This is a genomic window from Burkholderia sp. COPS (assembly GCF_019425585.1).
In the GTDB taxonomy this organism is placed as follows: domain Bacteria; phylum Pseudomonadota; class Gammaproteobacteria; order Burkholderiales; family Burkholderiaceae; genus Burkholderia; species Burkholderia cepacia.
Genome location: NZ_WIXR01000027.1, coordinates 97,911 through 122,219 on the forward strand (window position 1 = coordinate 97,911; position 24,309 = coordinate 122,219).

Here is a 24,309-nt window from a genome sequence, read left to right on the forward strand (position 1 = left end):
ACGTCACGTCACGTCACGCCGCGGCGGCGCGGGCGGCCGCCGCACGGCGGCCGAGCCACGCATCCACGAGCTGCGCGAAGTTGCCGGCCACTTCATCGATCAGCGCCTGGTCGTCGATCCGGCCGGCGAACCAGTTCAGCGACGCATCGGCCCACAGCGTGCGCCCGACCATGAAACCCTTGACGATCGGGTTGGTCGCCGAGCGGAAGCTGTCGACGAGGTATTGCAGCGGCTGGTTCAGCCCGAGGATCACCGCGCCACGGCAGTGCGGGTCGCGCTCGGCGATCAGCGCGGCGAGCCGTGCCCAGCCGTCGGCGCTCAGCGGCGTGAGTTTCCACCATTCGGGTTTCACGCCGAGGTTGTAGAAGCGCGCGATCGTGCGCAGCACCGCGTCGTCCTCGGTGCCGGCCGGCGTGACCGCGCGCGGCGGAATCATTTCGAGCAGCAGTTCGTTGCCGCTGGCGCGCGTGGCTTCCCACAGTTCCAGCACGCGCTGCTCCTGTTCGACGCGCAGGTCGACCTGGTCGTCCGGATGGTAGTGAACGAGGCACTTCACGACCTGTTCGGTCGGCCAGTGCGTGAGCGACGAGCCGACCGAGCGCGTTTCGTCGAAGCGCAGCGGCCGCGAGCCCGGCAGCTCGACCGGGCGGCCGACCCACCAGCCGCGCCCCGTGGCCGACGCCAGCGCGTCGCTGCCGTAGCCGCCGCCGTCGATCAGCACCCCGACATGGCCTTCGATATGACGATCGCGCTCGACCTGCTCGACCGCGCGCACGAGCAGGCGCTTGAGCGTCCTGATCCGCGCTTCGTCGGCGCCGGCCTGCACCGCGAGTTCGTAGAACTGGCTGCGATGATCGAACGCCATCACGCACAGGTCGTCCCATTCGCGGCGCGGCACCGTCACGCGATGCAGGTGCGCGAGCGTGTGATCGGCATCGACCACCGGATTGCGGCTGCCGTCGAACCAGTGCGCAAGCTCGGCCGGCGTCGGCATCGCCGCGGAGCACGCGTGGCGCGATACGACGATCGCGCCGCACGCGTTCGCGATGCGCGTCGACTCGGCCCAGTCGCGGCCGCGCAGCAGCCCCGACAGCAGGCCCGACAGGAACGCGTCGCCCGCGCCGAGCACGTTGAGCACCTCGACGCGTTCGCCGAGGAAGGTCGGCGCATCGTCGATGCGGGCGGGAATGTCGCCTTCGATCACGCAGCAGCCGAGCGCGCCGCGCTTGACGACCAGCGTCGCGTTCGTGATGGCGCGCACTGCCTGCAACGACCCGATCAGGTCGTGCGGCACGCCGCCCGCGATCAGGAATTCCTCCTCGGTGCCGACCAGCAGGTCGAATTCGCCGAGCACCTGCTGCAGCTGACGCGTCACCTGCGCGTCCGGCACGTAGCGGTTCTCGCCCGCGCCGCGCGCGGTCAGGCCCCACAGCACGGGCCGGTAGTCGATGTCGAGAACCCGCACGACGCCATGGCGGCGCGCATAACCGAGCGCGGTCAGCGACGCCTCGCGCGTGCCCGGCGTCGACAGATGCGTGCCGGTGATCGCGAGCGCCCGGCAGCCGGCGATGAAGTCCTCGCTGATCTCGTCGGCGCGCACGGCCATGTCCGCGCAGTTCTCGCGCACGAACAGCAGCGGGAACGTGTCGCGATCCTTCAGCCCGAGCAGCACCAGCGCGGTGAGGCGTTCGCGGTCGGTCTGCAGCTGGCTCGTGTCGCAGCCTTCGCGCTCGAGCGTCTCGCGCAGGAAGCGGCCCATCTGCTCGTCGCCGACGCGCGAGATCATCGCGGTCTTCAGCCCGAGCCGCGCCACGCCGAACGCGACGTTGCCGGACGAGCCGCCGAGGTACATCTGGAAGCTGCGCGCGTCTTCGAGGCGGCTGCCGTACTGCTGCGCATAGAGATCCACGGCCACGCGGCCGAGGCAGGCGAGATCGATGGGGCGGTCACTCGGAAAGTTCAGCAGGCTCATATCACGTGTCACGCTCGCGGCCGGCGTTCGGCAATGCCGGCGGATTAGGGGGCCGATCCGGTCGCGACCGTCCGCACCGTGTATTGCACGACGCGGGACTGCCTGCCGCCAGGAATCGGGCTACGGACGCAGTCTAGACTTTTTGGAAATCCAGTTCCCTAGGTGAAATCACGTAGAAATAAATTTCCAAATTTTCGAGGAAGTGATCTACAGTTTCATCCGGATGCTTCAGTCCGTATCGGATTCGATCGGACTCGGCCCGGCGGCGCGCAACGCGCCGTCTTCCGCCCCCCGGAGATGAGGAGACAGATTGATCATGAAGACCAAGCTGATGGCCGTCGCGGCCGCCGCGATCCTGGCTGCGCCGCTCGCGCATGCCGAGAAGATCGGCGTGACGATGGCGTCGTTCGACGACACGTTCCTGACCATCCTGCGCAACAGCATCGCCGATTCGGCGAAGAAGGACGGCGCGACGGTACAGATCGAGGACGGCGGCAACGACGTCGGCAAGCAGTTGAGCCAGGTCCAGAACATGATTGCGCAGAAGGTCGACGCGATCATCGTGAACGCGGTCGATACCGACGCGACGCCGAAGATCACGAAGATGGTGACGGCCGCGAAGATCCCGCTCGTCTACGTGAACCGCAAGCCGGTCGATTTCGACAAGCTGCCGGCCGGCGTCGCGGTCGTCGCGTCCGACGAGAAGCAGTCGGGCACGCTGCAGGCGCGCCAGGTGTGCAAGCTGCTCGGCGGCAAGGGCGACCTCCTCGTGCTGATGGGCGAGCTGTCCAACGAATCGGCGCGCGCCCGCACGAAAGACATCGAGGACGTGATCGCGACGAAGGATTGCGCGGGCATGAAGATCGTCGACAAGCGCGAGGGAAAGTGGAGCCGCACGCAGGGCCAGGACATCACGATGAACTGGCTGAGCTCGGGCACGAAGTACGACGCGATCATCTCCAACAACGACGAGATGGCGATCGGCGCGATCAATGCGCTGAAAGCCGCGCGCAAGTGGACGCCGAAGACGATCGTCGCCGGCATCGACGCGACGCCCGACGGGCTCGCCTCGATGAAGAGCGGCGAGCTGAAGGTGTCGGTGTACCAGAACGCGTCCGGGCAGGGGCAGCAGGCCGTCGCGGCCGCGCTCAAGCTCGCGAAGAAGCAGCCCGTCGACCGCTACGTGAACGTGCCGTTCGAGCTCGTGACGCCCGAGAACATGAGCCAGTACGCGAAGCACTGACCGGTGATCCGTTGAACTGCGTGTGCCCGGTATGACCGGGCACGCGCGCGACTCGTCGAGGAACGTCCATGTTTACAGCCAGGATCGCGCGCCCGATGGCCGGCGACGATGCGTCGGCCGGTGCGTCGGGTTTGTCCGGCGCGTCGGCCCCGCCGGCTTCTTCCGCGGCCGACTGCGTGCTCGAGGTGCGCGGTGTCGGCAAGTCCTTTCCGGGCGTCGTCGCGCTCGACGGCGTGCAGTTCCGCGTGCGTCGCGGCACCGTCCATGCACTGATGGGCGAGAACGGCGCGGGCAAGTCGACGCTGATGAAGATCATCGCGGGCGTCTACACGCCCGACGAGGGCGAAATCCTGATCAACGGCGAGCCGGTCGTGCTGAACGGCCCGCTCGATGCGCTCGATCGCGGCATCGCGATGATTCACCAGGAACTCAACCTGATGCCGTACATGACGGTCGCGGAGAACATCTGGATCCGCCGCGAACCGAAGAACCGCTTCGGCCTGATCGATCACGCGGCGCTGCGCCGCCAGACGGCCGCGCTGTTCGAGCGGCTGTCGATCGACATCGATCCGGAAACCGACGTGCGCACGCTGACGGTCGCGAGCCGCCAGATGGTCGAGATCGCGAAGGCGGTGTCGTTCGACTCGGACGTGCTGATCATGGACGAGCCGACTTCCGCGCTGACCGACAAGGAAGTCACGCACCTGTTCCGGATCATTCGCCAGCTGCGCGAGCAGGGCAAGGGCATCGTCTACATCACGCACAAGATGAACGAGCTGTTCGAGATCGCCGACGAGTTCTCGGTGTTCCGCGACGGCAAGTACATCGGCACGCATGCGTCGAGCGACGTCACGCGCGACGACATCATCCGCATGATGGTCGGGCGCGAGATCACGCAGATGTTCCCGAAGGAGGAGGTGCCGATCGGCGACGTCGTGCTGTCGGTGAAGAACCTCGGCGTCGACGGCGTGTTCCGCGACGTGAGCTTCGAGCTGCGCGCGGGCGAGATCCTCGGCGTGGCCGGCCTCGTCGGCTCGGGGCGCTCGAACGTCGCGGAGGCGCTGTTCGGCGTCGTGCCGGCCACGTCGGGCGAGATCCGGATCGACGGCAAGTCGGTGCGGATCGCGACACCCGCGCAGGCGATGAAGCACGGGATGGCCTTCCTCACCGAGGATCGCAAGGACACCGGCTGCTTCCTGAATCTCGACCTGCTCGCGAACATGGAAGCGGCGGTGCTCAGCAACCGCTACGTGAAGTTCAATTTCGTGCGGCAGGCGCAGCTGAAGCGCGACTGCGAGGAAATGAGCCGGATGCTGCGCGTGAAGTCGCCCGGGCTGCACGAGGAGATCCAGAACCTGTCGGGCGGCAACCAGCAGAAGGTGCTGATCGGCCGGTGGCTGCTCACGCAGCCGCGCATCCTGATCCTCGACGAACCGACGCGCGGCATCGACGTCGGCGCGAAGGCCGAGATTCACCGGCTCGTCAGCGCGCTCGCCGGCAAGGGCGTCGCGGTGCTGATGATCTCGTCGGAAATGCCGGAAGTGCTGGGAATGAGCGATCGCGTGATGGTGATGCACGAAGGGCGCATGACCGGCATCGTCGATCGCAAGGACGCCGACCAGGTCCGCATCATGGATCTCGCGTCGCGCTGAGCCGAAACAAGACTGGAGACAAACGAAATGGGCAACCTGAACCCGGCTGCGGATGCGCAGACCATGACGATCAAGGCGCGGCACATGAAGTGGCCGCCCGAACTGAGCATCTTCCTCGTGCTCGTCGGCATCAGCCTGTTCTTCGAGATCGTCGGCTGGATCGTCGTCGGCCAGAGCTTCCTGTTCAATACCGAGCGGCTCGAGATCATCGTGCTGCAGATGGCCGTGATCGGCATCATCGCGGTCGGCGTGAACCTCGTGATCATCACCAGCGGGATCGACCTGTCGTCGGGCTCGGTCGTGGCCGCCGCGGCGGTCGTGTCGGCAAGCCTCGCGCAGGTGTCCGACTTCCCGCGCGCGGTGTTCCCGCACCTGACCGACCTGCCGATCATCTGGCCCGTGCTGGCCGGCGTGTGCGTCGGGCTGCTGGTCGGCCTGCTGAACGGCTCGCTGATCGCGATGACCGGCATCCCGCCGTTCATCGCGACGCTCGGCACGATGGTGGCCGCGCGCGGGTTCGCGAAGTGGTTCACCAACGGGATGCCCGTGTCGATGCTGACCGACCAGTTCGCGGCCATCGGCGCCGGCGCCAATCCGGTGATCATCTTCCTCGTGATCGCCGCGATCTTCCACGTCGTGCTGCGCTACACGCGCTTCGGCAAGTACACCTACGCGATCGGCGCGAACCGTCACGCGGCCGTCGTGTCGGGCATCAACGTTACGCGCCACCTGATCTTCGTCTACGCGATCGCGGGCCTGCTGAGCGGGATCGCCGGCACCGTGACCGCCGCGCGCGCGATCTCGGGCCAGTCGGGCATGGGCGTGATGTACGAACTCGATGCGATCGCGGCCGTCGTGATCGGCGGCACGTCGCTGTCGGGCGGGCTCGGCCGCGTGACGGGCACCGTGATCGGCGTGCTGATCCTCGGCGTGATGACGTCGGGCTTCACGTTCATCCGCATCGACGCGTATTACCAGGAGATGGTCAAGGGCGCGATCATCGTCGCGGCCGTGATCGCCGACCAGTACCGCAACAAGAAGAAGCGCCGCTGACCGTCGTGCATCGCCGGACGAGGGCGGCACGTGCCGCCGCGTTCGTCCGTAACCCACTGTCGCCGAGGATTTTCGATGAAGATCGCGCTGGACCCCTACATGATTCGCCACCTGCCGCTCGACCGCCTGCCGCACGCGGTGGCCGAGCTCGGCTACGACCAGATCGAGCTGTCGCCGCGCAGCGACTTTCTCGACTGGTGGGTGATGCCGCGCGCGACGCGCGAGCGGATGGCCGCTTTCCGGCAGGCGATGCGCGCAAGCGGCGTCGGCCTCGCGTCGCTGCAGCCGATGTACCGCTGGGCGAGCCCGTTCGAGGACGAGCGGTTATGGGCCGTGCGCTGCTGGAAGAAGGCGATCGAGGTGGCGGTCGAGATGGAGTGCGCGCTGATGGTGTCGGAGTTCGGGCGCGGCGCGTCGCCCGAGCGCTCGGTCGGCGAACGGCCGGGCGCGAACCCGAAGGAGCTGTGCGAAGCCGCGTGGTTCCGTTCGATGGACGAGCTGCTGCCGATCCTCGAGCGCGAACGCATCGTGCTGTCGGTCGAGCCGCATCCGGAGGACTGGATCGAACAGCTGCAGCCGGCGATCGACATCGTCACGAACATCGGCTCGCCGTCGCTGAAGCTGTCGTACATCGCGCCGCACACGTTCTACTACGGCGACGACATGGCCGCGATGATCGCGCAGGCCGCGCCGATCCTCGCGCACGTGCGCGTGGCCGACACCTTCGACCACCGCAAGAGCAGCCAGCTGCGCTACATCGTGAACCCGCCCGGTTCGAACCAGATCCGCGTGCACCAGCATCTCGACATCGGGCAGGGCGAGATCGACTGGGACGTGTTCTTTCGCGCGCTCGGCGCGGCAGGCTTCGACGGCGTGATGTCGTCGTGCGTGTTCGCGTGGGAGGACCGCGCGGAAGCGTCGTCGCGCTACATGCGCGAGACGATCCGGCGCTACGTCGATCGTTTTTTCGATCGCACCGCGCGCTGACCTATTGCCGACCGGTGCGGCGGGTGTCGCACCGCAGATGAACGACTGGAGACTGTTAGATGACCTTGCAAATCGGCGTGATCGGCTGCGGCGCGATCGGCCAGGACCACATCCGCAGACTGACCCGCACGCTGTCCGGCGCGCGTGTCGTGGCCGTCAACGACATCGATCCGCAGCAGGCGCGCGACGCGGTGACGAAGTACGGGCTCGATGCCGAGATCTACGCCGACGGCCACGAGGTGGTCGCGGCCGCGGACGTGCAGGCCGTGCTCGTCACGTCGTGGGGCCCGACGCACGAAGCGTTCGTGCTCGACGCGATCGCGCACGGCAAGCCCGTATTCTGCGAGAAGCCGCTCGCCGTCACGGCGGAAGGCTGCATGCGGATCGTCGAAGCGGAAGTCGCGCACGGCAAGCGGCTCGTGCAGGTCGGCTTCATGCGTCCGTACGACGAAGGTTATCGCGCGCTCAAGCGCGTGATCGACAGCGGCGAGATCGGCGCGCCCTTGATGCTGCATTGCGCGCACCGCAACCAGTCGGTCGGCGAGCGCTACACGACCGACATGGCGATCACCGACACGCTGATTCACGAACTCGACGTGCTGCGCTGGCTGCTCGGCGAGGACTACGTGAGCACGCAGGTCGTCTATCCGAAGAAGACGCGCCATGCATCGTCGCATCTCGCCGATCCGCAGATCGTGTTGCTGGAAACCGCGAGCGGCGTGCGGATCGACGTCGAGATCTTCGTGAACTGCCAGTACGGCTACGACATCCAGTGCGAGGTGGTCGGCGAGCAGGGCATCGCGAAGCTGCCCGATCCGCCGGCGGTGGGGCTCAAGCATGCGGCGCGGCAGTCGGTCGAGATCATGACCGACTGGAAGGAGCGTTTCATCGCATCGTACGACGTCGAGCTGCAGGCGTTCATCGACGGCGTGCGCGCGCACGCGCTCACCGGGCCGTCGGCCTGGGACGGTTACGCGGCGGCGGTCGCGGCCGACGCATGCGTGCGGGCGCAAAAGAGCGGGGCGGTCGAATCGATCGCGATGGCCGAACGCCCCGCGTTCTATCGCGGCTGACCCGCCGGAGAGACCGACATGACGATGAAGATTGGCTGCGCGCCCTGCTGCTGGGGTGTCGACGACGTGAAGAACCCGCACCTGCCGCCGTGGCGGCAGGTGCTCGCCGAAGCCGCGCAGGCCGGCTACTCGGGCATCGAGCTCGGGCCGTACGGCTACATCCCGCTCGAACTCGACGTGGTGAGCGCCGAGCTCGAGCGGCAACGCCTGAGCATCACCGCCGGTACGATCTTCGACGATCTCGTGGCGCCGGAGAACCTGCCGAACCTGCTGCGCCAGACGCGCGACATCTGCGCGCTGATCACGCGGCTGCCGAAACTGCCGACGCAGGACGGCCAGCGCTACGCGGCGCCGTACCTGGTCGTGATCGACTGGGGGCATGAAGAACGCGACTACGCGGCCGGCCACGGCGATCGCGCGCCGCGGCTGTCCGGCGAGCACTGGGCGCGGATGGTCGACCATATCCGGCAGATCGCGACGATCGCGCGCGACGAATTCGGCGTGCGCGCGGTGATCCATCCGCATGCGGGCGGCTACATCGAATTCGCGGACGAGATCGACCGGATCGTCGCCGACATTCCGGCCGACACGGCCGGCCTCTGTCTGGATACCGGCCACCTGCATTACTCGGGCATGGACCCGGAAACCTGGCTGCGCCGCCATGCGGCGCGCCTCGACTATGTGCACTTCAAGGACATCGACGCGGCCGTGTACGACGCGGTGATGGGCGAGCACATCGCGTTCTTCGCCGCGTGCGCGCGCGGCGTGATGTGCCCGATCGGCACCGGCGTGCTCGACTACCGGTCGATCCGCCACGCGCTCGACGACATCGGCTACGCCGGGTACATCACGATCGAACAGGAGCGCGACCCGCGCAACGCCGGCACGAGCCTGCGCGACGTCGCCGCGAGCCGCGCGTTTCTCGCGTCGGCCGGCTTCGCATGATGCATCGCGCGTTGCACCCCCGAACCCCCTGAACACGGACCAGGAACACCACCATCATGATTGACGGACAGATTCTGCTTGGACATTCGATTCGCTGGGGCATGGTCGGCGGCGGGCTCGGCAGCCAGATCGGCTACAGCCACCGGTCGGCCGCGTTGCGCGACGGCAGCTTCCAGCTGGTCGCCGGCGCGTTCGACATCGATCCCGAACGCGGCCGCCAGTTCGGCGTGAAGCTCGGCGTCGCCGCCGAGCGCTGTTATCCCGACTACGCGACGATGTTCGACGCCGAGGCGCGCCGCCCGGACGGCATCCGCGCGGTGTCGATCGCGACGCCGAACAACACGCACTTCGAGATCTGCCGCGCCGCGCTGAACGCGGGGCTGCACGTGGTCTGCGAGAAGCCGCTGTGCTTCACGACCGAGGAGGCCGAGGCGCTGCAGCGGCTGTCGGTCGAGAAGAACCGGATCGTCGGCGTCGCATACGGTTATTCCGGACACCAGATGATCGAACAGGCGCGCGAGATGATCGCGCGCGGCGATCTCGGCGAGATCCGCATCGTGCAGATGCAGTTCGCACACGGGTTCCACAGCGAGGGCGTCGAGGCCGCGAGCGCGGCCGCGCGCTGGCGCGTCGACCCGAAGTTCGCGGGCCCGAGCTACGTGCTCGGCGACATCGGCACGCATCCGCTGTACATCTCCGAAGTGATGGCGCCCGAGCTGAAGATCCGGCGGCTGATGTGCTCGCGGCAGAGCTTCGTGAAGAGCCGCGCGCCGCTCGAGGACAACGCGTTCACGATCATGGAGTACGACACGGGCGCGGTCGGGTACGTGTGGTCGAGCGCGGTGAACGCGGGCTCGATGCACGGCCAGAAGGTGAGGGTGATCGGCGCGAAGGCGAGCGTCGAATGGTGGGACGAGCATCCGAACCAGTTGCGCTACGAAGTGCAGGGGCAGCCCGCCCAGGTGCTCGATCGCGGGATGGGTTATCTGCATCCGCACGCATTGCGCGAAGATCGCATCGGTGCCGGGCATCCGGAGGGGCTGTTCGAGGCCTGGTCGAATCTCTATGCGCGCTTCGCGCTCGCGATGGATGCGGCCGACCGCGGCGACGCCGCGGCGTTGAAGAACATTCGTTTTCCGGATGTCCATGCGGGCGTGGAAGGCGTGCGCTGGGTGGAGAACTGCGTGCGCTCCGCCGATGCGGGCGGCGTGTGGATCGACTATCGCTGAACCGGCGGCGCGGGCAGGCTGCTTGCCGCATGTTTCCGCTTCTGCTGCTTCTGCCGCCTTTGCCGCTTTTTCCGTTGCTCGCCGCTTCACCCCGATGGCGGCTTGGTAGACGCCCTAATCTTTACGACGCCGCGAGAGCGTTGGACAATCGCTTCCAGTATCGCCGTGGAGCGTAGGCAAGTGATGATCGAGCGCGTGGGAGCGAGCACGTGGCGCGGGCCGCGCCGCAAACGTGATTAAATTCGCCCTTCATGCATGTGTTCAGGTGAGCCCCGGGCCGCGTCCGTCAGTGTCGCGCGCGCATCGGGGCCGTCAACTTCGCGCTATCCGATGAGTTCATCCGAGAAACCTCCCGCCACCGTCGAGCAGTTCCTGCAGCACCTGACGCAGGAGTACGACGGCCTCAGCAATCGCCTGAAGGTGATTGCGCGCCACGTGGAAACGCATCGGGACCAGCTTGGCCTGGAAGGCATCCAGTCGCTCGCGGAGGCGTGCGGCGTCCAGCCGTCGGCCGTCGTGCGCTTCGCGAAGCATTTCGGCTTTTCCGGCTTCTCCGAGATGCAGCGGCTGTTCCGCGAAGGGCTCGCGCAGCAGATCGCGCCGGGGCGCGCGTACAACCTGCGGCTGCGCGACGTGATCGAGTCGGGCTCGTCGAGCCTGCAGCCCGAACAGATCGCCGACGAGTTCATCAAGGGCAGCATTGCCGGCATGCAGCAGCTGCGGCAGACGCTCGATTCGCAGGCGCTCGCGCAGGCCGTCGACCTGCTCGCCGAAACCCAGGCGATCTGGATCGCGGGCTCGCGGCGCGCGTTTCCGATCGCCGTGTATCTCGACTACGCGCTGCAGCACACCGACAAGCGCATCGGGCTGTTCAGCGCGCTGGGCAGCATGCATCTCGGGCAGATCCGGTCGGTGCGCGAGGGCGACGTGATGATCGTCATCTCGTTCATGCCGTATGCGGAGGAAACCGTGCAGGTCGCACAGCAGGCCGTGCAACGCGGCGCGCGGCTGATCGCGATCACCGACAGCCGGATGAGCCCGCTTGCACGGGAGGCCGAGGTGACGCTGATGGTGCAGGACAGCGAGACGTTCGGCTTCCGCGCGCTGACGGCCACGATGGGTCTCGCGCAGAGCCTGTTCGTCGCACTCGCGTATCGGCTCGAACTGTCGTACCTGCCGACCGCCGACGGCGCGCACGGCACGAAGGCCGGCTGACGCCGCCTGCCGGGTGCCGGCCGCGAGAGCGGCCGGCACCCGGCACCCGGCGTGCCTTCAGGCAATTACTTCGCGGTCGGCATCGCGAATTCGGCACCCTTGCCGATGCTCGACGACCAGCGCTGCATCACCGACTTCTGGCGCGTGTAGAAGCGCACGCCTTCCTCGCCGTAGGCGTGCATGTCGCCGAACAGGCTCTTCTTCCAGCCGCCGAAGCCATGCCACGCCATCGGCACCGGAATCGGCACGTTGATGCCGACCATCCCGACCTGGATGCGCCGCGCGAATTCGCGCGCGATGCCGCCGTCGCTCGTGAAGCACGACACGCCGTTGCCGAACTCGTGTGCGTTGATCAGGTCGACCGCCTCGCCGAAGTCCTTCACGCGCACGCAGCCGAGCACGGGCCCGAAGATTTCTTCCTTGTAGATGCGCATGTCGGGGGTCACGTGATCGAACAGCGTGCCGCCGGTGAAGAAGCCTGCCTCGCGGCCCGGCACGCGCAGCCCGCGGCCGTCGACCACCAGTTGCGCGCCTTCGTTCACGCCTTGCTCGATATAGCCCTCGATGCGCTTGAGTGCATCGCCGGTGACGATCGGGCCCATCTCGACTTCCGGCGACATCCCGTCGCCGATCACGAGCTTGCGGGCGCGCTCGGCCACCAGCGGCACGATCTTGTCCGCGACGTCGCCGACCAGCACCGCGACGCTGATCGCCATGCAGCGTTCGCCGGCCGAGCCGTACGCGGCGCCGATCAGCGCGTCGACGGCCTGTTCGAGGTTCGCATCGGGCATTACGACCAGATGGTTCTTCGCGCCGCCGAGGGCCTGCACGCGCTTGCCCGACTGCACCGCGCGTTGCTGCACGTAGGCCGCGATCGGGGTCGAGCCGACGAAGCTGACGGCCTGCACGTCCGGGTGGTCGAGCAGCGCGTCGACCGCTCCCTTGTCGCCCTGGACGACGTTGAACACGCCGGCCGGCAACCCGGCCTGCGTGAGCAGGTCGGCGATGAACAGGGCCGCCGACGGGTCGCGCTCGCTCGGCTTCAGCACGAACGTGTTGCCCGTCGCGATCGCGACCGGGAACATCCAGCACGGCACCATGCACGGGAAGTTGAACGGCGTGATGCCCGCGACGACGCCGAGCGGCTGGCGCATCGTCCAGTTGTCGATGCCGGTGCTGACCTGGTCGGTGAAGTCGCCTTTCAGGAGCTGCGGCACCCCGCACGCGAATTCGATGATGTCGATGCCGCGGGCGACTTCGCCCTGCGCGTCGGAGAACACCTTGCCGTGCTCGGCCGTGATGATCGCCGCGAGTGCGTCGCGGTGCTCGTTCATCAGTTGCAGGAAGCGATGCAGGACGCGCGCGCGGCGGATCGGCGGCGTCGCCGCCCACTCGGGGAACGCGGCATGGGCCGACGCGACGGCCTGCTGCACTTCGCTGTCGTCGGCGAGCGCGACGCGGCGCACCGCGCGGCCGAGCGCCGGATTGAGCACGTCCTGGAAGCGGCCGCTGCGGCCGGAGACGGGCGCGCCGTCGACATAGTGGCCGACGTCGGCGTCGGAGGTGTACGCGGGAACCGTATTCATCGTGTCTCCTGAGGGATCGGGTAGGGTGGACGGCACCCAGTCTAGGCAAACGCGCCGGGTGGGAGAAGGCCGCGCAGCTTGATTCACTGTTCAGAATTCTGAATAATCGGCGGATGAATCAGCAAAATGTCCAGGCGCTCTGGCCGCATATCCATTCGCTGACGGTGCTGGCCGCGGCGGGCAGTTTCACGGCCGCCGCGCAGCGGCTCGGCATCAGCAAGGCCGCGATGAGCCAGCGCATCGCCGATCTCGAAAAAGCGGCCGGCGTGCCGCTCGTGCGGCGCACGACGCGCAGCGTGCGGCTCACCGACGCGGGCCAGACGCTCGTCGACAGCACGCGCGACGCGTTCGAGTCGATCGGGCAGCACTTCGCGCGCGTGAAGGACCTGGCCGGGGAGCCGCGCGGCCTGCTGCGCGTGACGGTGCCGGTCGCGCTCGGGCGCCAGCAGGTCGTGCCGCACCTGCCCGATTTCCTGCGGCGGCATCCGGGCGTGCATATCGAACTCGACCTGTCGGACCGGCTGCATTCGCTGACGCAGGAGGGTTTCGACCTCGCGATCCGCCATACGACCACAGCGCCGCAGACCCACGTCGCGTGGAAGCTGTGCGACACGCGTTCGCTGCTCGTCGCGAGCCGCGACTACCTCGACGCGCGCGGCGCGCCGAGGCACCCGAGCGAACTCGTCGAGCACAGCTGCCTGTGCTACCTGCGCGAGCACGAGCCGGCCGCGTGGAGCTTCGAGCCGGACGGCCGGCGGCGCGAGCGCGTGAGCGTGCCGGTGCGCGGCAGTTTCGCGGCGAACAACAGCGAGGCGATGCGCGAAGCCGCGCTCGGCGGGCTCGGCATCGCGCTGCTGCCGGACTTCAGCGCGCAGCGCGATCTCGACGCCGGCCGGCTCGTCGCGCTACTCGACGGCTGGCGGCCGTCGGGGGCGTTCGGCGACCACATCTTCGCGATCCGCCCGTACAGCCCGGTCGTGCCGAGCGCGGTGCGCGCGCTCGTGCGGCACCTGCGGGAACGGCTCGCGGGCGGCTTCTCCGGCGCGTGAACCCGGTGCCCGCGAGGGCCGGGCCCTGGCCTGCCCGGGCAGGCGCTGCGGCGCTGCGGTAAAATCGCGGCTTCTTCCCGCGCCGCGTGTGGCGCGACATTCGAAGGTCGACAGCCGATGCAGATTCACAAGGAAGTGGACGCGCGCGGGCTCAATTGCCCGTTGCCGATCCTGCGTGCCAAGAAAGCGCTCGCCGATATGGAAAGCGGGCAAATCCTCAAGGTGCTCGCGACCGATCCGGGTTCGCAGCGCGATTTCGCCGCGTTCGCCAAGCAGACGGGCAACGAGATCGTCGAATCGACGACGCAGGACAAGACCTTCGTGTTCCTGATGCGCCGCCGCTGAAGGCCGGCGTCATGCTGCCGGCCGCGCCTGGCGCCAGCCAGGCCGCGCTTTTCTGACAATTCTTAAACCTCGCTTCGTGACCGGCTGCGTATACTGACCCGGCCGGTCGTCCGCTCCCAGCGGATGCGCCGGCCACGGTACGTCTTACGGCGGGCACGGGGGCCATGCCTGACGCTACCGTCGTACAACGGGGAGAGGACATGTCCTTCAGACCAGGGACCATTCGAAGTCCGTCCGGAGCGGAACGCAGCGTATCGGGACTGAGCCGTATCGAGCTCGATCCGCAGCAGGATCGTCACGCGCGTGCGGCGCTGGAAGCCTATGCGGATTCGGCCGCGGCCGAGATGCCGTGGCTGGCCGAGTGGCTCGACGAACGGCTGCGCGACGCCGCGCTGGACGACGGCTCGGGCCTGACCTACTGCGGTGCGACGATCGAGCGCGTGTTCGATCTGGCGCAGGCGTGGGCGGCGAGCCAGCCGGATTACGCGGCCGCCGCGTGGGAGCGCGTGCGCGGCCAGCTGCAGCGGATGCTTGTACAACCGGCGCATTCGGAACCGCTGCCGCCGCACGTGCCGGCCGACGATGTTGCCGAGCCGGTGGCCGGCATCGCAGGCGTCGACTAGGCGCCCGATTGCGCGACGGGAAGCATTATTCGAAGAAAAGACGGTAGTCCGCGCAATTTATTGGCGAATTTCATACTACTATGATGAAATCGCCGGTTCGTCCGTGCCCCGTTTTTGAGATATTTAGCCGGGGTCGCCGGTTTGCGCAGGTGGCGCGAGCGGCGAACGACGGCTCGCCGGCCGGTATCCGGAAGCCGCGCATGTGCTGCGCGGCCGGGGTGGGGGCGGCGAGCTGAACTGGACGAATCGATTTCGATTTGCGGGGTGCTATGAGAATTGCTGTACTGGATGACGATCCGGCCCAGACGGATTTCGTCAGTCAAACGCTGACGGCCGTCGGCCATACGTGCTATGCGTTCAAGGAAGGCAAGGCCCTGAAGAAGCGCCTGCAGCGCGAGACCTTCGATCTGCTGGTGCTCGACTGGAACGTGCCCGACATGTCCGGCGAGGAAGTGCTGAAGTGGGTGCGTGCGAATCAGACCGAGCACAGCCTGCCGATCATCTTCATGACGAGCCGTGACGACGAGGCGGGGATCACGCAGATCCTCAACGCCGGCGCCGACGATTACGTGGTCAAGCCCGTGTCGGGCCCGATCCTGCGTGCGCGCATCGGCTCGTTGCTGCGCCGCGCGTATCCGGTCAACGCCGAGGCAACCGTTCGCGAATTCGATCAATTCCGTTTCGACGTGAACCTGAAGCAGGCCTACGTCGGCGACAAGGCCGTGAGTCTCACGCAGAAGGAATTCGAGCTCGCGCTGCTGCTGTTCCAGCACCTCGACCGGCCGCTGTCGCGCGCGCACATTCTCGATCTCGTGTGGAAGCAGGCGACCGACATCCCGTCGCGCACGATGGATACGCACATCTCGATGCTGCGCACCAAGCTCGGCCTGCGGCCCGAAAACGGCTATCGCCTCGCGCCGATCTACGGCTACGGCTACCGGCTCGAGCGGGTCGGCCAGGGAGAACCGGAGTGACCACGGGAATCACGCAGCACACGGCGAACCTGCGGACGGTGGTGCTGCGTGTGTCCTGCGCGGTCGCGTTTGCGTTCGCCGCGCAGCATGCGGCCGCGCAGCCGCCAGCCGCGGCGGGCAAGATGGTCGTCTACCGCACGCAGGCGGGCGATACGCTGTACGACGTCGCCGCGCGCTACCTGCAGGGCGCGGACGACTGGCAACTGCTTCAGCAGATCAACGGCGTACCCGCGCCGAAACACCTGCAGCCCGGCATCGCGCTGAAGCTGCCGGTGGCGCGCCTGCGCAAGGAAAAACTGACCGCGCGCGTCATCGCGGTACAGGGAACGGCCGAACGCGCGTCCGGCGACGCTTACGCGCCGCTCGCGAACGATGCGACGCTTGCCGAGGGCGATCGCGTGCGCACGGGCCCGAACGGCTTCGTGACGCTCGAGCTTGCCGACGGCACGCACATGAGCCTGCCGCCCGACAGCCAGCTCGACCTGAAGGCGCTGCGCCGCACGGTGCTGACCGGCACGCTCGATCGTGAGTTCGAACTCACGCGCGGCTCGGTCGACAGCGAGGTCACCCATCTGAAGAAACGCGACGACCGCTTCCAGATCCGTTCGCCGTCGGTCGTGGCCGGCGTGCGCGGTACGCACTTTCGCGTGAATTACGACGCGGCCGGTAGCGCGTCGACGCGCGTCGAAGTGCTCGACGGTACCGTCGGCGTCGCGGGCGATCGGCAGCCGGCCGGTCCGACGCTCGTGCATGCGAATTTCGGCAGCGTCGCGACATCGTCCGGCGCGGTCGGTGCACCCGTCGAGCTGCTGCCCGCGCCGGCGCTCGCGCATCCCGACAAGGTGCAGGACGAGCCCGACGTCACATTCGACGTCGCGCCGCTCGCCGACGCGCATGCCTACCGCTTGCAGCTCGCGCACGACGCCGGGTTGCTCGACCTGTTCCGCGAAACGCGCACCGATTCTCCGCGGGCGGTCTTTCACGACGTGCCGAACGGAAACTACTTCGTGCGGGTCGCCGCGATCGACGCGAACGGCCTCGAGGGCCGGCCGCGCACGTATGCGTTCGAGCGCCGCGTGATGGGGCTCGACGCGAGCGCGTCGCCCGGCGCCGGCGGCTACGAGTTCCGCTGGTCGCCGAACGGTTCGGGCAAGGATGCGCGCTACCGGTTCGTGCTGTCGCGCTCGAAGGACCTGAGCGCACCGGTCGTCGACCAGGTCGGCCTGCATGCGCGCCAGATCACCGTCGCGCACCTGCCGCCGGGCGACTATTTCTGGGCCGTGACCGTCGAGGAATTCGAGGGCGGCAAGTTCTACGAGAAGACCAGTCCGGTCAGCGCGTTCACGCTGTCGCGCTGATCCGCGGCGCATGAAACCCGACTCCGTTTCCCCGCGGCGGCGCCTCGGCCGCCGCTTCCTGATCGAATGGATCGCGATCGGCTGCCTCGGGATCGCGGTGATCCTCGCGTGCGCGCTCGGCCGCCTGTCGACGAGCGTCGATGGCCTGATTTACGACCGGCTGCTGATGCTGCGCAGCCTGCCGCTGTCGCCCGACGTGGTGGTCGTCGACATCGACAACCAGAGCGTGTCCGCGCTCGGCCGCTGGCCGTGGTCGCGCGACGTGCACGCGCGGCTGCTCGACACGCTGGCGCGCGCGCAGCCGGCTGCCGTCGTCTACGACGTGCTGTTTACCGAGCCGTCCGCGGAGGATCGCGCGTTCGCGGACGCGATGAGCCGCGTGCCGACCTTCCTGCCCGTGCTGCTGAGCCCCGAACAGGCGGACGGCACGCGCGCGGTCGATCCGCCGGTGGCCGCGCTCGCGGCGCGCGCGGTCGGGCTCGGCCACATCAACCTCGAAGTCGACCGCGACGGTATCGTCCGCAGCGTCGCACTGTTCGAAAGCGACGGCCGCGTGCGCTGGCCGCAACTGATGGTGCCCGTGTATCGCGCGATCCAGGGCGGCCGGCTGCATCCGGTCGGCGGCGTGCCGGGCGGGAACGCGCACGACCTGTCGCGCGATGCGGCGGGCGAGGGCCGCTACCTGATCCCGTTCAGCCGCAACACGCCCGCGTATCCGACGCTGTCGTTCGACGACGTGCTCGAAGGGCGCGTGAAACCCGACGCGCTGCGCGGCAAGATCGTCGTCGTCGGCGTGACGGCGTCGGGGCTGTACGACCGCTTCGCGACGCCCGTGTCCGGCGAGTTCGGGCCGCTCGCCGGTGTGTACATCCATGCCAACGTGCTCGACATGCTGGCGACCGGCAGCGCGATCTCGCCCGCGTCGCGCACCGGGCTGTTCGCCGCGTCGCTGCTGCCGCTCGCCGTGCTGCTGGGCGGCTTCCTGATGCTGTCGCCGTGGCGCGCGCTGCTGCTCACGCTGAGCCTTGCCGGGCTCGCCGTCGTCGCGAGCATGGCGCTGCTGTTCGAGGCGCGCATCTGGCTGTCGCCGGCGCCCGCGATCTTCGGGCTGGTCGCCGTCTACCCGATCTGGAACTGGCGGCGCCTGGAAATGACGATGTCGTACCTGCGCCGCGAACTGCAGCGGCTTGCCGACGAGCCGCACCTGTTGCCCGAGGCGCCGCGCACGCGCAGCGTCGGCGGCGACGTGCTCGAGCGGCAGATGGCGCTGATGGCGCAAGCCGCGCAGCGCGTGCAGGACATGAAGCGCTTCGTGTGGGACAGCCTCGACAGCATGCCCGAGCCGATCTTCGTGACCGACCTGGCCGGCACCGTGCTGATTGCGAACCATGCGGCCAAGCGCTACGGGTCGCGCCTGTCGCTGCCGCTGCCGGAAGGGCGGCCGCTGCGCACCGCGCTCGGCGAGCTGACGTTCATGAAGACCGTCGACGGTAACGCCGAACACGATTCGGCGATCCGCGAGCACTGGCCGGCCGTGCTCGACCCGACGCTCGAGGCCGAGCACGACGCGATGGCGCGCGGCATCGAGGTGCGCGATCGCGACGGGCTCGACCATCTGCTACGCTACGCGGCCTGCACGAACGCGCAGGGCCGCGTGACGGGCTGGATCGCCGGTCTCGTCGACGTGACCGAACTGCATGCGGCCGAGCGGCAGCGCGAGGAAGCGCTGCACCTGCTGTCGCACGACATGCGCTCGCCGCAGTCGTCGATTCTCGCGCTCGTCGAAATCGAGCGCGACCGCGCCGAAACCGATGCGATGCGCGGGCTGCTCGCGCGGATCGAGCGTTATGCGCACCGCGCGCTGTCGCTGGCCGACGAGTTCGTGCAGCTGGCGCGTGCGGAGTCGCAGGTGTACCAGCTCGAAGTGACGAGCCTCGTCGACGTGCTGATCGATGCCAGCGACGAGGTGTGGCCGCAGGCGCAGGCAAAGCACATCCGCGTCGATACCGACGTCGGCACCGACATGTGCTGGGTGCGCGCGGACCGCTCGCTGATCACGCGCGCGTTCGTGAACCTGCTGAACAATGCGGTCAAATACAGTCCGTCCGATACCGTGATCACGTGTACGCTGGCGGTCGAGCACGCGTCGAAGCGGATGTTCTGTACGATTCGCGATCAGGGGTACGGCATTGCGCCGGAAGATCAGCGGCATCTGTTCGAGCGTTTCAAGCGGTTCCATGCCGGCGAGCGGCCCGAAATCTCGGGCTCCGGGCTCGGCATGGCATTCGTGAAGACGGTCGTCACGCGCCATGGGGGCAGCGTGTCGGTCGACAGCGAGGTGGGTGTCGGCACCGCGGTGACGGTGTCGCTGCCCGCGATCGACGAGCCGTCCGCCTGACAGGGCCGGGCACGACGGCAGGCATTTGGGGAAAGCCATGAGAAAGGAATGGGCAGCGGCCGCGCTGGCGGCGTCGCTGTTGACGGGTTGCGCCGGCGTGACGAGCGGCGTGAGTGCGGTCGGGCAGCCGAACGCGTTCGCATCCGATGCACACGGCTACGATTTCGTGCGGACGGCCGCGCAGGCCAACGATGCCGAATACCGGCAGATCGAGACGCTCGTGCGCGACGAACTCGCGCACCGCGGCTTCGATGCGAAACCGCTCAAGGACGCGCGCTACCGGCTGTCGGTCGCCTACGCGACGCAGCCGACGGCGGTCGCGGCCGTCGCCGACCAGTGCGGTGCGGCGAGCAGCGCATGCGTGACCGTCGACGGGCCGTCGCCGCTCGCGCTGCCGTTCGCCGGGAAGGTATACCGTCACGTGCTGACGCTGCGGTTCGTCGACGCGAAGTCGGGGGCCGACGTCTATCGCGTGACGGCGTCGCTGCGCGATCGCGAGCCGGGCACGCAGCAGGCCGCGCCGGCGCTCGTGAAGAGCGCGCTCGCGAAGATGCCGTTCGGCGCGGGCAACGGCTGGCTCGTCAAGACGAAAAAAGACGACGCGGGCGGGATGCCGGGCGTCGTCTCGGTGAAGCCGGCCGAAGCGCGCTGAGCGCCGGCCGGTGAGGTGAGGGCGGGCTCGCCGGAGTGAGCCCTTGTGCCCTTGCCGCGTTCAGTCGGCCGGGTGTGCGCCGTCGCGCGAGCGCAGGTACGCGTCGAATTCCGCACCGACTTCCGCGTGGCGCAGCGCGAATTCGACCGTCGCCTTCAGGTAGCCGAGCTTGCTGCCGCAGTCGTAGCGCGTGCCCTGGTACTTGTAGGCCAGCACCTGTTCATCGGCGAGCAGTGCCTGGATCGCGTCGGTGAGCTGCAGTTCGCCGCCCGCGCCGGGCTTCAGCGCGCGCAGGTGCTCGAAGATCCTCGGCTTCAGGATGTAGCGCCCGACCACGCCGAGGTTCGACGGCGCGACTTCCGGCGCCGGCTTTTCGATGATCGCCGACATCTTGACGATCGACTCTTCCCACTCCTTGCCGTCGACGATCCCGTACGACTTCGTCTCCGACGGCGGGATCTCTTCGACGCCGATCACCGAGCTGTGATAGTGGTCGAACACGTCGACCATCTGTTTCATCACGGGCGGGTTGCCGTCGAGCAGGTCGTCGGCGAGGATCACCGCGAACGGGTTGTCCGCCACGAGCTTTTCCGCGCACAGCACCGCATGGCCGAGGCCGAGCGCTTCCGGCTGGCGCACGTAGAAGCAGTCGACATGGCTCGGCTTGATGCTGCGCACGAGCTCGAGCAGCTTCTCCTTGCCGCGCGCCTCGAGTTCGGCCTCGATTTCGTACGACTTGTCGAAGTGGTCCTCGATCGCGCGCTTGCTGCGCCCGGTGACGAAGATCATCTCGGTAATGCCGGCGGCGATCGCTTCCTCGACCGCGTACTGGATCAGCGGCTTGTCGACGACCGGCAGCATTTCCTTCGGGCTTGCCTTCGTTGCCGGCAGGAAGCGCGTGCCGAGGCCGGCAACTGGGAATACCGCCTTGGTGACTTTCAACATGATCGAACCTTTATTTCTGTAATCGACTTGTCAGACGGTTTATGTTCACGCCCGCATTATAGTGAACGCAAACAACCTTACCCTTTGTTACGCAGGCAACCGATCGAGCTGCGCACGCAGTTTTTCGAGCGTGCTCTGGAATTCCGCGACGCGCTTCTGCTCCTGTTCGACCACCGCCGGCGGCGCTTTCGCGACGAAAGCCTCGTTGCCGAGCTTCGCATTGCACTTCGCGATTTCGCCCGTCAGGCGCGCGATTTCCTTCGACAGGCGCTCGCGTTCGGCCGCGACGTCGATTTCCACCTTCAGCACCAGCTTGTTCGGCCCGACGATCGCGATCGGCGCGCCATGCGCTTCCTTGTCGAGCGCCGCTTCGTCCGCGAGGATCTGCACTTCCGACAGGCGCGCGAGGGCCTGGACGTACGGCGCGAACGAGCGCAGGCGCTCGGCATCGCCGGCGGCAAGCAGCGGCACCTTGGTTGCCGGCGACAGGTTCATCTCGCCGCGCAGGTTGCGGCACGCGTCGACGATCGCCTTCAGGTCGGCCGCCCACTGTTCGGACGCCTCGTCGATCTTCTGCAGGTTCGCGACCGGGTACGCCTGCACCATCAGCGACGCTTCTCCGTCGGCCTTGCCTTGCGGATAGCGGCCCGCGAGCGGCGCGACCTTCTGCCAGAGCGCTTCGGTAATGAACGGGATGATCGGGTGGGCGAGGCGCAGCACCGTTTCGAGCACGCGCAGCAGCGTGCGGCGCGTGGCGCGCTGCTGTTCCGGCGTGCCGTTCTGGATCTGCACCTTCGCGAGTTCGAGATACCAGTCGCAGTATTCGTCCCACACGAACTTGTAGATGCTGCTTGCGATGTTGTCGAAGCGGTAATCGGCGAAGCCCTTCGCGATGTCGGCCTCGGTGCGCTGCAGCAGCGACACGATCCAGCGGTCGGCCGCCGAGAAGTCGAGGTAGCCGCCCGGGCCGCAATCGCCCGCGCCGCAGACTTCCGGCTTGTCGCTGCCGCAGTCGTGGCCTTCGCTGTTCATCAGCACGAAGCGCGTCGCGTTCCACAGCTTGTTGCAGAAGTTGCGATAGCCTTCGCAGCGCGCGAGGTCGAAGTTCACGTTGCGGCCGAGCGTTGCCATCGACGCCATCGTGAAGCGCAGCGCGTCGGTGCCGAACGCGGCGATGCCGTCCGGGAATTCCTTGCGCGTCTTCTTCTCGATCGTCGCGGCCTGTTTCGGGTTCATCAGGCCCGTCGTGCGCTTCGCGACCAGCGTGTCGAGGTCGATGCCGTCGACGATGTCGATCGGGTCGAGCGTGTTGCCCTTGCTCTTCGACATCTTCTGGCCTTCCGCGTCGCGCACGAGGCCGTGCACGTAGACGGTGTGGAACGGCACCTGGCCCGTGAAGTGCGTGGTCATCATCACCATCCGGGCGACCCAGAAGAAGATGATGTCGAAGCCCGTGACGAGCACCGACGACGGCAGGAAGTGCTTCAGCTCAGGCGTTTCGTTCGGCCAGCCGAGCGACGAGAACGGCACGAGCGCCGACGAGAACCACGTGTCGAGCACGTCCTCGTCGCGCTTCAGTGCGCCCGCGTAACCCTTCGCGGCAGCCTGCGCGCGCGCTTCTTCCTCGTTGCGCGCGACGAACACCTCGCCGTTCTCGCCGTACCACGCGGGAATCTGGTGGCCCCACCACAGCTGGCGCGAGATGCACCAGTCCTGGATGTTCTCGAGCCACTGGTAATAGGTGGTCGTCCAGTTTTCCGGCACGAACTTGATCTGGCCGTTGCGCACGACGTCGAGCGACGTTTCCGTGATCGACTTGCCGGGATTGAACGTGCCTTCCGGCGCCGGCTTCGTCATCGCGACGAACCACTGGTCGGTCAGCATCGGCTCGATCACGACGCCCGTGCGGTCGCCGCGCGGCACCATCAGCTTGTGCGGTTTCACCGAGTCGAGGAAGCCCGCTGCGTCGAGGTCGGCGACGATCGCCTTGCGCGCGTCGAAGCGGTCGAGGCCGCGATACTGCTCGGGGCCGTTGTCGTTGATCTTCGCGTCGAGCGTCAGGATCTCGATCGGCGCGAGGTTGTGGCGCAGGCCGACCTGGTAGTCGTTGAAGTCGTGCGCGGGCGTGACCTTCACGACGCCCGTGCCGAACTCGCGGTCGACGTAGTCGTCGGCGATCACCGGGATCTCGCGGCCCGTCAGCGGCAGCGTGACGAGCTTGCCGATCAGGTGCGCGTAGCGCTCGTCTTCCGGATGGACCATCAGCGCGACGTCGCCGAGCATCGTTTCCGGGCGCGTCGTGGCAACGGTCAGCGAGCCCGAGCCGTCGACGAGCGGGTAGCGGATGTGCCACAGGTGGCCGTTTTCCTCTTCGCTCACGACTTCGAGATCCGACACGGCGGTCAACAGCACCGGATCCCAGTTGACGAGGCGCTTGCCGCGGTAGATCAGGCCCTGTTCATAAAGCGTGACGAACACGTCGCGCACGGCGGCCGACATCTTGTCGTCCATCGTGAAGTACTCGCGCGACCAGTCGGTCGACGCGCCGATGCGACGCACCTGGCCGGTGATCGTCGAACCGGATTTTTCCTTCCATTCCCACACGCGCTCCACGAACTTCTCGCGGCCGAGGTCGTGGCGCGACACGCCCTGCGCGTCGAGCTGGCGCTCGACGACGATCTGGGTCGCGATCCCCGCGTGGTCGGTGCCGGGCACCCACAGCGTGTTCTCGCCGAGCATCCGGTGGTAGCGGGCGAGGCCGTCCATGATCGTCTGGTTGAACGCGTGGCCCATGTGCAGCGTGCCCGTCACGTTCGGCGGCGGCAACTGGATCGAGAAATCGGGGCGGGCCGGATCGAATGCCGGGGCCGCGTAACCGCGCTTTTCCCACTCCGGCCCCCAATGGGACTCGATGGTGTGGGGCTCGAAACTCTTCGCAAGCGTGTTGTCGCTCATGTTGGAAATCTGCCGAAAAATGCGTGAATTGGATGCCGAATCCGACAATTATAAA

Annotated in this window: 19 protein-coding genes; 15 read left to right on the forward strand and 4 right to left on the reverse strand. The window is 67.6% G+C overall.

Annotated features, from left to right (window positions below; translation table 11 throughout):
• Positions 1 to 13: 13 nt before the first annotated feature.
• On the reverse strand, positions 14 to 1,972 hold the full coding sequence (iolC, locus tag FOZ70_RS23990; RefSeq protein ID WP_219706936.1) for a 5-dehydro-2-deoxygluconokinase: 1,959 nt from the start codon (positions 1,970 to 1,972) through the stop codon (positions 14 to 16).
• Positions 1,973 to 2,288: 316 nt separating this feature from the next.
• Here iolC and FOZ70_RS23995 point away from each other — a divergent pair, with 316 nt between their 5' ends.
• The 8 genes from FOZ70_RS23995 (at position 2,289) to FOZ70_RS24030 (ending at position 11,369) form a co-directional block, all read left to right on the forward strand.
• Positions 2,289 to 3,215 (forward strand): sugar ABC transporter substrate-binding protein, encoded by a 927-nt coding sequence (locus FOZ70_RS23995; protein ID WP_027787741.1) that lies wholly within the window; start codon positions 2,289 to 2,291, stop codon positions 3,213 to 3,215.
• Positions 3,216 to 3,283: 68 nt separating this feature from the next.
• The gene (locus tag FOZ70_RS24000; protein ID WP_060377746.1) at positions 3,284 to 4,867 is read left to right on the forward strand and encodes a sugar ABC transporter ATP-binding protein; all 1,584 of its coding nucleotides are present in this window, start codon (positions 3,284 to 3,286) and stop codon (positions 4,865 to 4,867) included.
• A gap of 27 nt (positions 4,868 to 4,894) precedes the next feature.
• Positions 4,895 to 5,920 carry an ABC transporter permease gene (locus FOZ70_RS24005; RefSeq protein ID WP_021162374.1) on the forward strand — a complete coding sequence of 342 codons (1,026 nt, stop codon included), beginning with the start codon at positions 4,895 to 4,897 and terminating at the stop codon, positions 5,918 to 5,920.
• 75 nt (positions 5,921 to 5,995) lie between these two features.
• A complete protein-coding gene (locus tag FOZ70_RS24010; protein WP_021162373.1) occupies positions 5,996 to 6,907 on the forward strand; it encodes a sugar phosphate isomerase/epimerase in 912 nt (303 codons plus the stop codon).
• A 59-nt stretch (positions 6,908 to 6,966) separates the two neighbouring features.
• Positions 6,967 to 7,980 carry a Gfo/Idh/MocA family oxidoreductase gene (locus FOZ70_RS24015; RefSeq protein WP_021162372.1) on the forward strand — a complete coding sequence of 338 codons (1,014 nt, stop codon included), beginning with the start codon at positions 6,967 to 6,969 and terminating at the stop codon, positions 7,978 to 7,980.
• Positions 7,981 to 7,998: 18 nt separating this feature from the next.
• Positions 7,999 to 8,925: a TIM barrel protein gene (locus FOZ70_RS24020; RefSeq protein WP_059620631.1), complete on the forward strand. Its 927-nt coding sequence runs from the start codon at positions 7,999 to 8,001 to the stop codon at positions 8,923 to 8,925.
• 56 nt (positions 8,926 to 8,981) lie between these two features.
• Positions 8,982 to 10,154: a Gfo/Idh/MocA family oxidoreductase gene (locus FOZ70_RS24025; protein WP_021162370.1), complete on the forward strand. Its 1,173-nt coding sequence runs from the start codon at positions 8,982 to 8,984 to the stop codon at positions 10,152 to 10,154.
• A 330-nt stretch (positions 10,155 to 10,484) separates the two neighbouring features.
• Positions 10,485 to 11,369 carry a MurR/RpiR family transcriptional regulator gene (locus tag FOZ70_RS24030; RefSeq protein ID WP_021162369.1) on the forward strand — a complete coding sequence of 295 codons (885 nt, stop codon included), beginning with the start codon at positions 10,485 to 10,487 and terminating at the stop codon, positions 11,367 to 11,369.
• A gap of 65 nt (positions 11,370 to 11,434) precedes the next feature.
• On the opposite strand, the gene FOZ70_RS24035 is transcribed toward FOZ70_RS24030, so the two are convergent.
• Positions 11,435 to 12,955 carry a CoA-acylating methylmalonate-semialdehyde dehydrogenase gene (locus tag FOZ70_RS24035; RefSeq protein ID WP_219706938.1) on the reverse strand — a complete coding sequence of 507 codons (1,521 nt, stop codon included), beginning with the start codon at positions 12,953 to 12,955 and terminating at the stop codon, positions 11,435 to 11,437.
• Positions 12,956 to 13,068: 113 nt separating this feature from the next.
• On the opposite strand from FOZ70_RS24035, the gene FOZ70_RS24040 reads away from it, so the two are divergent.
• From FOZ70_RS24040 to FOZ70_RS24070, 7 genes are all read left to right on the forward strand, one after another.
• Complete coding sequence (locus tag FOZ70_RS24040) at positions 13,069 to 14,004, forward strand: LysR family transcriptional regulator (protein WP_048025561.1); 936 nt, start codon at positions 13,069 to 13,071, stop codon at positions 14,002 to 14,004.
• A gap of 117 nt (positions 14,005 to 14,121) precedes the next feature.
• A complete protein-coding gene (locus FOZ70_RS24045; RefSeq protein ID WP_006402122.1) occupies positions 14,122 to 14,349 on the forward strand; it encodes a sulfurtransferase TusA family protein in 228 nt (75 codons plus the stop codon).
• 200 nt (positions 14,350 to 14,549) lie between these two features.
• The gene (locus FOZ70_RS24050; protein ID WP_021162366.1) at positions 14,550 to 14,972 is read left to right on the forward strand and encodes a hypothetical protein; all 423 of its coding nucleotides are present in this window, start codon (positions 14,550 to 14,552) and stop codon (positions 14,970 to 14,972) included.
• A 269-nt stretch (positions 14,973 to 15,241) separates the two neighbouring features.
• Positions 15,242 to 15,946, forward strand: a complete 705-nt coding sequence (locus tag FOZ70_RS24055; protein ID WP_006490421.1) for a response regulator transcription factor — start codon at positions 15,242 to 15,244, stop codon at positions 15,944 to 15,946.
• A complete protein-coding gene (locus FOZ70_RS24060; protein WP_060231611.1) occupies positions 15,943 to 17,304 on the forward strand; it encodes a FecR domain-containing protein in 1,362 nt (453 codons plus the stop codon). Before FOZ70_RS24055 ends, FOZ70_RS24060 begins: the two co-directional genes overlap by 4 nt.
• 10 nt (positions 17,305 to 17,314) lie before the next feature.
• Positions 17,315 to 19,702, forward strand: a complete 2,388-nt coding sequence (locus FOZ70_RS24065) for a CHASE2 domain-containing protein (RefSeq protein WP_059497799.1) — start codon at positions 17,315 to 17,317, stop codon at positions 19,700 to 19,702.
• 37 nt (positions 19,703 to 19,739) lie between these two features.
• Positions 19,740 to 20,354: a DUF4136 domain-containing protein gene (locus tag FOZ70_RS24070; protein ID WP_059497797.1), complete on the forward strand. Its 615-nt coding sequence runs from the start codon at positions 19,740 to 19,742 to the stop codon at positions 20,352 to 20,354.
• 60 nt (positions 20,355 to 20,414) lie between these two features.
• On the opposite strand, the gene galU is transcribed toward FOZ70_RS24070, so the two are convergent.
• Together galU and FOZ70_RS24080 are read right to left on the reverse strand one after the other, a co-directional pair.
• A complete protein-coding gene (galU, locus tag FOZ70_RS24075; protein ID WP_021162362.1) occupies positions 20,415 to 21,299 on the reverse strand; it encodes a UTP--glucose-1-phosphate uridylyltransferase GalU in 885 nt (294 codons plus the stop codon).
• A gap of 87 nt (positions 21,300 to 21,386) precedes the next feature.
• A complete protein-coding gene (locus tag FOZ70_RS24080; RefSeq protein WP_219706945.1) occupies positions 21,387 to 24,254 on the reverse strand; it encodes a valine--tRNA ligase in 2,868 nt (955 codons plus the stop codon).
• Positions 24,255 to 24,309 lie beyond the last annotated feature (55 nt).